The organism is Shimia biformata, assembly GCF_016888515.1.
Taxonomy (GTDB): domain Bacteria; phylum Pseudomonadota; class Alphaproteobacteria; order Rhodobacterales; family Rhodobacteraceae; genus Shimia_A; species Shimia_A biformata.
In genome coordinates this window covers 2,276,364-2,289,653 of sequence record NZ_JAFEJK010000001.1, presented here as the reverse complement: position 1 = coordinate 2,289,653, position 13,290 = coordinate 2,276,364, and the positions used below count along the sequence as shown (strand labels likewise).

The window sequence follows — 13,290 nt, the reverse complement described above, 5'->3', positions numbered from 1 at the left end:
GATGCTGGCGCGGATCGGAAAACTTCCCCTGTTCCTCCTGATGCTGGGGGCGTCCGGGCTGATGATGTTCGTGCCCGCAGGACTGGCCTATTCCGGCGCGGATTTTCACGTCGGGCGCAGTTTCCTTTATTCGGGGACGCTGTTGATCGCGGTGTTCTTCCTGATTGCCATTGCGCTTGGCGATCAGCACGAAATGCAGACCCCCCTGCAACACCTGCGGGCGCTGTTTCTCAGTTTCACCCTGCTGCCGGTTTTCCTTGCCGTGCCCTTTGCCGAGGGGTTGCAGACGACGACGTTTTTCAATGCCTATTTCGAGATGGTCTCAAGCCTGACCACCACCGGCGCCACCGTGTTCGGCGATCCCGAGCGCCTGTCCCCCGCGCTGCACCTGTGGCGCGGGCTTGTCGGATGGTGCGGCGGGTTGATCATGTGGATCGCGGCGGCTGCGGTCTTTGCCCCGCTCAGCCTTGGCGGGTACGAGGTCACGACGCAAGGGGAGCCGGGGCAGGCCGACACGATGCGCGGACAGATGCAGGTGGCCGACCCGATGAAACGCTGGCAGCGCACGGCAGCGGCGCTGATCCCGATCTATGCCGGGCTGACGCTGGCCCTGTGGGTCATGCTGCTGGTTCTGGGCGACCGCCCGCTTGTCGCCTGCATGCACGCGATGGCAGTCATGTCGACCAGCGGCATCTCTCCCATCGGTGGCCTGCCCGAGGCCGGGTCAGGCATCCCCGGCGAGATCGTGATTTTCCTGTTCCTGTTCTTTGCCTTGTCACGGCTGACGTTTTCCACCGACAAGGGCGGCGCGGTGGGGGGCTTTGGCCAGCGCCGGCTGTTTTCCGACCCCGAGTTCCGTCTGGGCCTGATAATCGTGGTGCTGGCACCGACTTTGCTGTTCCTGCGCCACTGGGTCGGCGCCTATGAGGTGGACGAGGTCCGCGACGTCTCTGCCGCGCTTCTTGCGCTGTGGGGGTCGGTGTTCACGGTGATGAGCTTCCTGACCACAACCGGGTTTGAAAGCCATGAATGGCACGTGGCGACGGACTGGTCCGGGTTGCATACCACGGGGATCATCCTGATGGGGCTGGCGATTGTGGGCGGCGGCGTCGCGACCACGGCAGGCGGGGTCAAGCTGCTGCGGGTCTATGTCCTCTATCTGCAGGGCTATGGCGAAATGCAGAAGCTTGTGCATCCTTCGATCGTCGTGGCCAGCCGCAAGGAACGCCAGCGTATCCGCCGCAAGGGGGCGGTGATCGCCTGGGTGTTCTTCATGCTGTTTGCAATCTCGCTTGCGGTGATCGTGGCAACCCTGTCGGGATTCGGCGTGGATTTCGAACATGCGATGCTGCTTGCGGTGTCATCCCTGACGACCACCGGGCCGCTCAGCCAGATCGCAGACGAGACCCCGGTTCTGATTTCGACCTATTCGACCTCGGTCAAATCGGTTTTATGCGCGGCGATGGTGCTGGGTCGCATGGAAACACTTGCAATTATCGCGCTGATGTCGCCAGAGTTATGGCAGAAATGATACGCTTGGCGCATTTGGGATGGTGACGAACAGGGATTGGGGGTGGAAACTTGGTTTTCCGCACCTCATACTGTGTCGTAATGATTTGAACCCGCGGCAAGAAACAAGAACAAAGGGCTCTATTTGCGATGGCTTCGGACCGACAAAATCTCCAAGACGCATTTCTGAACCATGTCCGTAAGACCAAGGTTCCGGTGACGATCTTCCTGATCAATGGCGTGAAACTCCAGGGTGTGATCACCTGGTTCGACAATTTCTGCGTTCTTTTGCGCCGTGACGGGCAAAGCCAGCTTGTTTACAAGCACGCGATTTCGACCATCATGCCGGCGCAGCCGATCTCGCTTTATGAAGGTGAAGACCAGAATTGATGGACCATGATAGGCACGTAACCCGTGCCTGGGTGTTGCATCCCGAATTGAAAACCGCCCACAAGCGCCGCGACCCTGTGCGCGCGCTGGATGAGGCCGTGTCGCTTGCCGCCGCCCTGCCGGATATCGAGGTTCTGGGATCCGAGGTCGTGCGCCTGCCGAAACTGCATCCCGGCATGCTGTTCGGCTCGGGCAAGATCGACGAGATCAAGGCCCGTCTGAAGGCGGCCGAGGTCGAACTGGTGCTGATCGACGGCTCCGTGACCCCGGTGCAGCAGAGGAACCTTGAAAAGGCCTGGGGCGTCAAGCTTCTGGACCGGACCGGGCTGATCCTTGAGATTTTCAGCGACCGCGCCCGCACCCGTGAAGGGGTGTTGCAGGTCGAGATGGCGGCGCTCTCCTATCAGCGCACCCGTCTGGTGCGCGCCTGGACCCACCTTGAACGCCAACGCGGCGGGCTTGGTTTTGTCGGCGGCCCCGGTGAGACCCAGATCGAGGCCGACCGCCGCGCCATCGACGAACAGCTGAACAGCCTGCGCCGCCAACTGGCCAAGGTGGTCAAGACCCGCGAATTGCACCGCGCCGGACGCGCCAAGGTGCCGTTCCCGATCGTGGCGCTGGTGGGTTATACCAACGCCGGGAAATCGACCCTGTTCAACCACGTGACCGGGGCGGATGTCATGGCCAAGGACATGCTGTTTGCCACGCTCGATCCGACCATGCGCTCGCTTCAGCTTGTCGATGGCCCCGAGATTATCCTCTCGGACACGGTGGGGTTCATTTCCGACCTGCCGACCGAACTGGTCGCCGCCTTCCGAGCCACGCTGGAAGAGGTGCTGGCCGCCGACCTGATTTGCCATGTGCGCGACATCAGCCACCCCGAAACCACGCTTCAGGCCGAGGATGTGCAGGAAATCCTGACCTCGCTTGGCGTCGGGCGCGGCACGCCGCAGATCGAGGTCTGGAACAAGATCGACCTTCTGCCCGAGGATGAGGCCGCCGCCATCCGCGAACGCGCCGCCCGCGACGACCAGATCATCGCGATCTCGGCGGTGACGGGCGAAGGGCTGGAAACCCTGACCGACGCCATCAAGGACGCACTGGAAGGCGAACGGGTCGAGGCGACGCTGACACTTGGCTTCAACGAGGGCAAAAAACGCGCCTGGCTGTTCAACGAAGGCGTGGTCGAGGACGAACAGCAGGACGAAGACGGCTTCCACCTGACCGTGCGCTGGACCGCAAGGCAACAGCGGAAGTTCGAGGGGATATAGGCGGCGCCTACTCCACCGGCACCAGCCGCGTCACGCCCACCGCCGCCGCCCGCGCAAGGCCTTCGTCCAGCGACATCGGGATATACTCGCCGCGCCGCCACAACAGCGACAGGTCGTCATAGTGGCGGGACAGGAAATGGCCCGATTGCCCGGTCGAGATCACGAAGACCGAGCTGTCGGGATCGGCAAAATCGTAGACCCCGCGATACCCCGCCGCATGCACGTTCTGGAACGGATCCGGCCCGGTGCCCGAGGTGCGCCCTCTGAGCAGGGTATTGTCACCGCCGCTGGTTGACTGGCGGATGTTGACGAAGAACTTGAGAAGCGGCACTTCGCCCAGAACCTGGTGATCGTGGGTGGCCTGATGCGCGTCGCCCCAGCGCAGGGATTCGATCTGGGTGCCATATTTCTCTTCGATCCAGATCAGCGCGTCATCGAGCGCCTGTTGCGCGATCTCGGTGCAGGTCTCGATCGGGGCGGACTGACGGACGTCGCACCATTCCCCCGCACCATCGACATCGCGGAACACGCGTTCGATGAACAGCGGCTGAAGATGCGGGAATTCCTTTTCCAGCGGCCCCAGGTCATCCTTCAGAAGCCGGGTCTGCAGCGCCCGCATCCACGCCGCGTAAAGCAGCGGTTCGGGCAGGTGTTCGTTCATTTCGCCGTTCCACTCGGCCAGAAGCGCAAGGGCGCGCTGGCGCTGGCGCTCCAGGGTGCCGTCCGGGGCGGCGGCCCCGGTGAACCACAGGTCGGCCCCCACCAGCGGCAGAAGCGACCGCGCCGCCTGGCTGACGGTGTCGGTCTGGGCCTCGATGAAACTGTCGCGGGTGTGCACCTCGCGCCCCTGCATCAGCCGTTCCCAGCGCTGGATGCGCTGGCTGTCGCCCCAGACGAAACTGACATGCAACGGGAAGGGGCGGTCGAGGATCTTGTTGTTGGTGTTGCCGACGATGCCGCCGACGGGCCGGATGAAGGCCGGGTTCGAGGCATAGGGCAGGCGACCGTTCCAGCGGTTTTCGGCCCGCCAGCCCAGCGCGGGCAGGCGGCCTTGCGTCCGGTGCGCGGCATCGCGGCGGGGAATGACGCCGATGGTTTTCATCGCGATCGACGTGGCATCGGCAAGGGTCAGGTTCTGGGCTGGCGCGATGAAGCCTTCCATCCCGGCAATCGCCTCGTCGATCGTGTCGCTGTAAAGCAGGTTGATCGCGGCGCTCATTGACGTGTCGGCGGGGCTGAGCGCGGTCCAGCCCAGCGCGGCAACATGGCCCGGCGGTGTCACCGTGCCCAGATCGTAATGCGTGCCCGGCAGGACCGGGCCGTTCTGGGTCCAGCGCAGGGTCAGCGTCACCGGGTCATGGTCCTTGATATTGACGATGGACTTGCGCGTCACGAAGGGCTTGAACCCGTTGGGCGTGCGGTATTCCTCGGGGTTTTCCGGGTTCAGTTCCTCGATAAAGACGTCCTGATCGTCGACATAGGCCGAGGTCAGCCCCCAGCCCATGCGGTCCGACCGCCCCACCAGCACCAGCGGCATGCCGGGAATGGTGCCGCCGATCACCCCGCCCGACGACAGCTCTAACCGCGCCAGATACCAGATCGCCGGGGCCGAAAGGCCCAGATGCGGGTCATTGGCCAGAAGCGTCCCGCCCGAGGCCGAGCGGTCCGGCGCCGCGGCCCAGGCGTTGGATGCCCCCGCCAGCCCGCGCTGGTGGAACGGTGACAGCGGGTGTTTCGCAGGCTTCGGCGCGGCGGCGTAATGCGTTGGGCCTTTGGGCATCAGCGCGGCATATTCCGGCAGCGCGGCAACGCCGGGGCCGGGGAAATCGGGCAGGATGTCCGACAGCCGTTCGATATCCGGCAGGGCCAGTGTCAGCCGCGCCCGGATCACCTCGGATTCAAGGTGGCCAGAAAGTTGCAGGGCCATGACTTTCTGGATGGCGATGGAATCGGCGGGCTGCCACGGCGCGACAGGGGCGTTGAACAGGAACATCTCGGGCGCGCCACGGCCCAGCGCCTTCTGGTTGACCTCGTCGATGCGGGTGTTCACCCCGTTGGCATAGGCGCGCAGGATCGCGGTGGTGCGGTCGTCCTGCACCTGCGCCGACTGCACCGCCAGCCCGTAAAGGTCGAAGCGCCGCAGCAGCTTGTCGATCTCGACCGTCGGCAGGCCAAAGACCTCGGACAGTCGCCCTTGCGCGGTGCGGCGCAGCGTGACCATCTGCCAGAGACGATCCTGCGCATGGGCATAGCCCAGCGCGAAAAACACGTCGCGGTCATCCTCGGCGAAGATATGCGGCACGTTGGCGTTGTTGCGCACGATCTCGACCGGGACATGCACCCCGGCGGTGCGCAGGGTCTTGTCGTAATCCGGCAGTGACCGCGAGGCGAGGTAATAGACAATCCCCACCGCCAGCACCACCAACAGCACCAGCCCGCCCGCAATGCGGATCATCCATCGAATGAATGTGCCCATGTCGCTCCCTCTTGGGCCGCGTCGGGCCCGTCGCCGTTTTGTCCCTTGATATCTATCCTTTGCCATTGGAAAACAACAGGGTCAGGATACGCGCGGGCCACGGCCCACGACAAAAAATCAGGAAGGATGACGGGATGGCGAAGGTAACGTTTCTGGGGCTGGGGGTCATGGGATACCCGATGGCCGGGCATTTGCAGAAGGCGGGCCATGCGGTCACTGTCTATAACCGCACCACGGCCAAGGCGCAGAAATGGGCCAAGGAACATGGCGGCGCCTTTGCCGCAACCCCGCGTGAGGCGGCGGAAGGGGCGGATTTCGTGATGGCCTGTGTCGGCAATGACGACGACCTGCGCGGCGTCTGCCTTGGGGCGGACGGGGCCTTTGCCGGGATGCGGGATGGCGCGATCTTTGTCGATCACACCACGGTTTCGGCCAAGGTCACCCGCGAGCTTTACGCCGCGGGGCAAGAGATCGGCGTGGCCTTCGTGGACGCGCCGGTTTCGGGTGGTCAGGCGGGGGCCGAGAACGGCGTCCTGTCGATCATGTGCGGCGGCGACGCGGCGGCCTATGACGCAGCCGAGCCGATTATGCAGGCTTATGGCCGCACGGTGAAACGGCTGGGCGACAGCGGCGCGGGACAGCTGACCAAGATGGTGAACCAGATCTGCATCGCCGGGCTGGTGCAGGGTCTCTCCGAGGGGCTGCATTTTGCCGAGAAGGCCGGGCTGGACATCCGCGAGGTCGTCGACGTGATCCAGGGCGGCGCGGCGGGCAGCTGGCAGATGGTGAACCGTCACGGCACCATGGCGGATGACGCGTTCAACCACGGCTTTGCCGTCGACTGGATGCGCAAGGATCTGGGTATCTGCCTTGATACTGCGGACGAGACCGGGGCCAGCCTGCCTGTCACCGCGCTGGTCGATCAGTTCTACAAGGATGTGCAGAAGATGGGCGGCGGGCGCTGGGATACCTCCAGCCTGTTCAAGCGTCTTCAGGCGCTTGGGTAAAACCGTTTCTATTCAAGATATTGCAGGGCGCGGCTGAAGTAGGTCGCGCCCGTTTCGTCGCGGTCTTCCAGAAGCGCGTCGATGGTCTGGTTATGCCCTTTGCGGGCGCAGGTCAGGACCGACACGGGCGCGGCTTCTTGGGTTGCGGCGTCGCGGGCCATCTCTGCGGCCTGCGGCGGGATCACCCGGTCGAACACGGAATGCAGCATCAATGCGGGACGTGTAGCGGGCCCAAGCGCCCATGGCCGCACGATGGCGGCGGACAGGGTGACGACACTTGCCGGTGGCTGCGGGAACCGGTCAGAAACAGGTTCCGACGCCAGGCTGAGCGCCGCGATCCCGCCAGCGGATACGCCGACCACGGCAGGTATTTTTTCTTTTGCATCAATGTCCTGCGACAGGGCGTTCAGGTGAGTCACAGCCCGCGCCATGTCGCGCCGCGCGGCCTCGAACGCGGCGCCGCACAGCCGCCGGGACAGGGGCAGCCCGGTTGCCTTGGCGCGTTTCATATTGGCGCGGATCTGCCGTTGTTCGTCAGCGGCAAAAGCGGTCAACGGCGTGCCAAGACGATAGCTGATCGAGGCCAGCGCAAAGCCCTCGGCGACCAGCCTGTCGCGCAGCGCCGGGCGCAGACCCGCCACGCGGTCGCCTTTGAAGAAACCGCCGCCATGGGCAAACAGAACCACCCGCTTTGGGGTTGTCTCTGGCAGGTAGAGGTCAAAACAAAGCCGCGCCCCCGGCATGTCACCGGATGGCGCGGCATATGGGATGTCCCGTTCGACCCGCACGCAGGTCAGGGAATGATGCGGTTGTATTTCGTGCCTTCCAGCGTCACGCCCAGCTTGATCCCGGCCTGGCCAAAGATCACCGCGACCACCGGTTGCAGGATATTCGTGGTTTCGGCAATCGCGGCGCCGCCCTCGTCGACAACCACGTATTTCACATTGGCGCCCACCGCCCAGCCCGAGGACGAGCGGAACTGGCTCAGCGCGCCTTCGGTCATGAAGAACAGCACATGGGCGTGCTGCGAGGCGCCGAACTGCAGCCCGACGCTGCCTTTGGTGGCCGAGTAATAGTCGACCGAGGTGCCGTTTACCTGCAGCGCCCCCTGGCCATAGCCGCCGCCAAACCCCAGGCCCGCCTCGGTCACAACCGGCATGACCAGCACGCCTTTTGCGTTGTTTCCAAGGTCCAAGGTGTTGGGATAATTGGTATAAAGATAGTTCAGGGTCTCGGCGACCCGTGCGTCGATCACCTGTGCGTTCGAATTGCCGATGCCATTGCCGCAAGCAGCCGTTACGCCTGCGCCGGCCAAAGCCCCAAACGCAAAGCCGCGTCGTGTCAAGTTGGTCATGATACTGTGCCTGTTCCAGTTCTGCCCGAAAAAATGTCGCCGGATTCCCGGTCGCTGGCCGCCACTATACGCAGCATGTGCGCCGCTGTCACTAGGAAGCCAGTCGGATCAGCAACTTAACGCCCGTTCAGGATCCTGGCGACCGCCGGCGCAAAATAGGTCAGTACGCCGTCACAGCCTGCGCGCTTGAAACACATCAGGCTTTCCAGCATCGCCTTTTCGCCGTCCAGCCAGCCGTTCTGGGCCGCCGCCTGGATCATCGCGTATTCGCCCGACACCTGATAGGCATAGGTCGGCGCGCCAAAGGTGTCCTTGGCGCGACGGCAGATATCCAGATAGGGCATGCCCGGTTTGACCATGACCATATCCGCGCCCTCGTTCAGGTCACGCTCGATCAGGCGCAGCGCCTCGTCACTGTTCGCGGGGTCCATCTGATAGGTCTTCTTGTCGCCTTTCAGCGCCCCCGACGCACCGACGGCATCGCGGAACGGGCCGTAAAACGCCGAGGCGTATTTCGCCGCATAGGACAGGATCATCACGTTCTTGTGGCCCGCCGATTCCAGCGCCGACCGCATCGCCCCGATCCGGCCATCCATCATGTCGCTGGGGCCGATGATATCCGCACCGGCGTCGGCCTGGGCCATGGTCATCTTGACCAGCGCCTCGACGGTTTCGTCATTGACGATCTCGCCATCGACGACATAGCCGTCATGCCCGTTGATATTATAGGGGTCCAGCGCCACGTCGGTCATCACCAGGAGGTCAGGCACCGCCGCCTTGATCGCGCGGATGGCACGGTTCGACAGGTTGTCGGGGTTCCACGCCTCGGCGCAATCCTCGGTCTTGAGCGACGGATCGGTATAGGGAAAGAGGCAGACCGCGGGAATACCAAGGGCATGCGCCTCGATCGCCGCCTCGACGATCTTGTCGACCGATCGGCGGACCACGCCGGGCATCGACGGCACGGGTTCCTCGACCCCTTCGCCATCGCGCACGAAGACCGGCCAGATCAGGTCATCCGTGGTCAGGGTGTTTTCGCGCACAAGCCCGCGAATGGCCGCCGATTGGCGGGTGCGGCGGTAGCGGGCGGCAGGGAAGGAAGCGGGCATCGTGGAACCTCTGATCTGATCGGCCCTGACCTGCCATGAATTTTGTCGCCGCTCAAGGCTAGGAATTGCCGCATGGGGCTTGTATGTGAAATGGAAACCACGAGACGAGCAGCTGCCTTGGACCTCTACCAGACCCTTTATGAACAGATCGACATGCGCTCTTTCTCGAACCTCTGGTTCTGGATCGCGCTTGCGGTGATGTGGTCGTCGGTCAGCCATTGGGTGCTGGGCGTGCCCTATGACCTTGTTCTCAGGGCGCGGCGGCGCGGCGGCGCGGCGCAGGAAGACCTTGAAGACATCGTGCGCATCAACACCAACCGCCTTTTGCATATCGGACGCGAGGCCGGGTTGTGGGTGCTGGCCATTGCCTGTTTCGTGCTGACGACGCTGGCGGTCACTGGTTTTGTCTATGGGTTCGAATTTGCCCAGGCGGTGTTCTGCCTGATGTTCCCCGGCGCGCTGGTCGGCATGATGAGCCTGTCCACCGCCCGCCGTATCCAGGATGAGGGCGCCAGCGGCGATTTGCTGTTCAAACGCCTTGCCCGGCACCGGTTCTATACCCAGCTTATCGGCATGGTTGCGATCTTCTGCACGGCGATGTGGGGCATGTATCAGAACTTCCAGGGGTCCCCTCTGGGGTAATGCGACATGGACGGCACATCTCATATCCGCGTCGGTGGCGCGCCCGAAGGCTTTGATGCGCGGCTGATCCTGGACGAGGTCGCCAAGTCCGGCGGCCCGGTGATTCACGTGGCCCGCGACGACAAGCGGCTGGCGGCGATGCAGGCGGCGCTGGCCTTTTTCGCGCCGGACATGCCGGTTGTGACCTTTCCGGGCTGGGATTGCCTGCCGTATGACCGCGTGTCGCCCAATGCCGATATCTCGGCGGCGCGGATGGCGACGTTGGCGGGGCTGGTCCACGGGATGCCGTCGCAATATGTGCTTCTGACCACGGTCAATGCCGCGACCCAGCGGGTGCCCGCACGCGAGGTGCTGCGCGAGGCGGCGTTCACCGCCCATGTCGGCCGCCGCATAGACGAGGACGCCCTGCGTGCCTTCCTTGTGCGCATGGGGTTCTCACAGGCGCCGACGGTGATGGAGCCGGGCGACTATGCCATACGCGGCGGCATCATCGACATCTATCCCCCCGGCGACAGCGGCCCGGTGCGGCTGGACCTGTTTGGCGACGTGCTGGACGGGGCGCGGCGCTTTGATCCCGCGACCCAGCGCACCACCGAAAAGCTCGACATGATCGAACTGGCCCCGGTGAGCGAGGTCATTCTGGATGACCCCGCCATCACCCGGTTCCGCCAGAATTACCGGATCGAGTTTGGTGCGGCGGGGACCGACGACCCGCTATATGAAGCGGTCAGCGCGGGCCGCAAGCATCAGGGCGTGGAGCATTGGCTGCCGTTCTTTCACGACCATCTTGAGACCTTGTTTGACTATCTGCCCAAGGCCACGATCACGCAGGACGATCAGGTTGATCCGATCCGGCTGGCGCGGTGGGACACGATTGCCGACCAGTATGAGACCCGCCGTCTGGCACAGGCAAACCGCAGCCGGCTGGACACGGTCTATAAACCCGTTCCGGCGGGGCTCTTGTATCTTGACGATGCGGCCTGGGAACAGGCGGTGGCGGGGCGTCGGGTGTTGCGCTTCTCGCCTTTGCCGCAGGCGTCAGGGCCGGGGGTGATCGACGCGGGCGGACGGATCGGGCGCAATTTCTCGCCCGAGCGCCAACAGGAAAACATCAGCCTTTTCGGGGCCTTGGCGGATCATATTCGCGCAAAGATGCAGGATGGCCCGGTGCTGGTCGCCAGCTACTCGGAAGGGGCGCGGGAACGGCTTGCCGGTCTGATCGAGGACGAAGGGCTGGCCGAAACCATCGCCATCACGGATGCGACAAGGATCGGCAAGCGCGGGCTTTACCTTGCGGTTCTGGCGCTGGAGCATGGGTATGAAACGCCCGATATCACTGTCATTTCGGAACAGGACGTTCTGGGCGACCGGCTGATCCGCGCGCCCAAGAAACGCCGCAAGGCCGAGAATTTCCTGACCGAGGCCCAAAGCCTGTCGCCCGGCGATCTGGTGGTCCATGTCGACCACGGTATCGGGCGCTATCACGGGCTTGAGGTCATCACCGCAGCCGGGGCCGCGCATGAATGCCTGAGCCTTGAATATGCCGAAAACGCACGGCTTTACCTGCCGGTCGAAAACATCGAACTGTTGTCGAAATACGGCCACGAAGAGGGGCTTCTGGACAAGCTTGGCGGCGGTGCGTGGCAGGCCAAGAAAGCCAAGCTGAAAGAACGCATCCGCGAGATGGCCGACCGGCTGATCCGGGTGGCCGCCGAACGCGCCCTGCGCACCGCGCCAGTGATGGAGCCGCAGCATCATGCGTGGGAAAGCTTCTGCGCGCGTTTCCCCTATCAGGAAACCGACGACCAGCTGCGCGCGATCGAGGACGTGCTGGGCGATCTGGGCGCGGGGCAGCCGATGGACCGGCTGATCTGCGGCGATGTCGGCTTTGGCAAGACCGAGGTCGCGATGCGCGCCGCCTTTGTCGCCGCCATGTCGGGTATGCAGGTCGCGGTGATCGCGCCAACGACGCTTCTGGCGCGTCAGCACCTGAAGTCCTTTCAGGAACGGTTCCGCGGATTTCCCATGGAAGTCAGGGGCTTGTCGCGCTTTGTCAGCGCCAAGGACGCTGAGAAAACCCGCGACGGTCTGGCCCGTGGCACGGTGGACATCGTGGTGGGCACCCATGCGTTGCTGGCCAAGGGTATCCGCTTCAAGAACCTTGGCCTGCTGATTGTCGACGAGGAACAGCATTTCGGTGTCGGGCACAAGGAACGGCTCAAGGCGCTGCGCTCGGATGTGCATGTGCTGACCCTGACCGCGACGCCGATTCCGCGCACGCTGCAACTCAGCCTGTCGGGGGTGCGGGACCTGTCGATCATCGGCACGCCGCCGGTCGACCGGCTGGCGATCCGCACCTATGTCAGCGAGTTCGACGCCGTCACCATCCGTGAGGCGCTGCTCAGGGAACATTACCGGGGCGGGCAGTCCTTCTATGTCGTGCCACGCATCAACGACCTGCCCGAGATCGAGGAATTCCTGCGCGACCAGGTGCCAGAGGTCAGCGTCGTCACCGCCCATGGCCAGATGGCGGCGGGCGAGTTGGACAGCCGCATGAACGCCTTTTACGACGGCAAGTTCGATGTGCTGCTGGCGACCACGATTGTCGAAAGCGGGCTGGATATTCCAACCGCCAACACCATGGTCGTGCATCGCGCCGACATGTTCGGGCTGGCACAGCTTTACCAGATTCGCGGCCGGGTCGGGCGCTCGAAGACCCGCGCCTATGCCTATCTGACCACGAAACCCCGCGCCAAGCTGACCCCGGCGGCGGAAAAACGCCTGCGGGTTCTGGGCAGTCTCGACACGTTGGGCGCCGGGTTCACGCTGGCGAGCCAAGACCTCGATATTCGCGGCGCGGGCAACCTCTTGGGCGAGGAACAGTCAGGCCAGATGCGCGACGTCGGTTATGAGCTTTACCAGTCGATGCTGGAAGAGGCGATTGCCAAGATCAAGTCGGGCGAGATGGAGGGGCTGACCGAAGCGGATGACCAATGGGCGCCGCAGATCAATCTGGGCGTGCCTGTCCTGATCCCCGAGGATTACGTGCCCGATCTGGATGTGCGTCTGGGATTGTATCGCAGACTCAGTGGGTTGCACAGCAAAGTTGAACTGGAAGGCTTCGCCGCCGAACTGATTGATCGCTTCGGCAAACTGCCGCGCGAGGTCAACACGCTGTTGTTGATCGTGCGCATCAAGGAGATGTGCAAGAAGGCCGGGATTGCCAAGCTGGATGGCGGGCCCAAAGGGGCGACGATCCAGTTCCACAATGACAAGTTCGCCTCGCCCCAAGGTCTGGTGCAGTTCATCCAGGATCAGCGCGGGCTGGCCAAGGTCAAGGACAACAAGATCGTCGTGCGCCGCGACTGGAAGAAAGAGGCCGACAAGATCAAGGGCGCTTTTGCCATTGCCCGCGATCTGGCTCAGAAAGTCATCGACGAAAAGAAGGCCAAACGGGGCAAGTAACCGCCGGGGCCCGTCACCGGGTTGCCAGCGTGAAGGGCATGCGACTAGGGTGGTCTGGAAACCAATT

Annotated in this window: 10 protein-coding genes; 6 read left to right on the top strand and 4 right to left on the bottom strand. The window is 63.7% G+C overall.

Annotated features, from left to right (window positions below; genetic code table 11):
- Position 1: 1 nt before the first annotated feature.
- The 3 genes from JQ863_RS11185 to hflX all read left to right on the top strand — a co-directional run bounded on the left by JQ863_RS11185 (position 2) and on the right by hflX (position 3,170).
- Positions 2 to 1,531: a TrkH family potassium uptake protein gene (locus JQ863_RS11185; RefSeq protein ID WP_204114350.1), complete on the top strand. Its 1,530-nt coding sequence runs from the start codon at positions 2 to 4 to the stop codon at positions 1,529 to 1,531.
- A 128-nt stretch (positions 1,532 to 1,659) separates the two neighbouring features.
- Positions 1,660 to 1,899: an RNA chaperone Hfq gene (gene hfq / locus JQ863_RS11180; protein WP_204114349.1), complete on the top strand. Its 240-nt coding sequence runs from the start codon at positions 1,660 to 1,662 to the stop codon at positions 1,897 to 1,899.
- Positions 1,899 to 3,170, top strand: a complete 1,272-nt coding sequence (gene hflX, locus JQ863_RS11175) for a GTPase HflX (RefSeq protein WP_204114348.1) — start codon at positions 1,899 to 1,901, stop codon at positions 3,168 to 3,170. The genes hfq and hflX overlap by 1 nt, the downstream gene beginning before the upstream one ends.
- 7 nt (positions 3,171 to 3,177) lie before the next feature.
- Here the strand turns inward: hflX and JQ863_RS11170 are convergent, their stop codons facing one another.
- Positions 3,178 to 5,646: a penicillin acylase family protein gene (locus JQ863_RS11170; RefSeq protein ID WP_204114347.1), complete on the bottom strand. Its 2,469-nt coding sequence runs from the start codon at positions 5,644 to 5,646 to the stop codon at positions 3,178 to 3,180.
- 134 nt (positions 5,647 to 5,780) lie between these two features.
- Here JQ863_RS11170 and JQ863_RS11165 point away from each other — a divergent pair, with 134 nt between their 5' ends.
- Entirely contained in the window at positions 5,781 to 6,653 is an 873-nt protein-coding gene (locus tag JQ863_RS11165; RefSeq protein ID WP_204114346.1) for an NAD(P)-dependent oxidoreductase, read from the top strand.
- Between the two features lie 8 nt (positions 6,654 to 6,661).
- Here JQ863_RS11165 and JQ863_RS11160 read toward each other — a convergent pair whose 3' ends face one another.
- The 3 genes from JQ863_RS11160 to hemB form a co-directional block, all read right to left on the bottom strand.
- Positions 6,662 to 7,441, bottom strand: a complete 780-nt coding sequence (locus JQ863_RS11160) for an alpha/beta hydrolase family protein (protein WP_204114345.1) — start codon at positions 7,439 to 7,441, stop codon at positions 6,662 to 6,664.
- A gap of 5 nt (positions 7,442 to 7,446) precedes the next feature.
- A complete protein-coding gene (locus JQ863_RS11155; RefSeq protein WP_204114344.1) occupies positions 7,447 to 8,007 on the bottom strand; it encodes a lipid-binding SYLF domain-containing protein in 561 nt (186 codons plus the stop codon).
- Positions 8,008 to 8,123: 116 nt separating this feature from the next.
- A complete protein-coding gene (gene hemB / locus JQ863_RS11150) occupies positions 8,124 to 9,116 on the bottom strand; it encodes a porphobilinogen synthase (RefSeq protein WP_204114343.1) in 993 nt (330 codons plus the stop codon).
- A 117-nt stretch (positions 9,117 to 9,233) separates the two neighbouring features.
- Here hemB and JQ863_RS11145 point away from each other — a divergent pair, with 117 nt between their 5' ends.
- Positions 9,234 to 9,758: a component of SufBCD complex gene (locus tag JQ863_RS11145; protein ID WP_204115139.1), complete on the top strand. Its 525-nt coding sequence runs from the start codon at positions 9,234 to 9,236 to the stop codon at positions 9,756 to 9,758.
- 6 nt (positions 9,759 to 9,764) lie between these two features.
- Positions 9,765 to 13,223, top strand: coding sequence for a transcription-repair coupling factor (gene mfd / locus JQ863_RS11140; protein ID WP_204114342.1), 3,459 nt, complete (start codon positions 9,765 to 9,767; stop codon positions 13,221 to 13,223).
- The last annotated feature ends 67 nt before the right edge of the window (positions 13,224 to 13,290 follow it).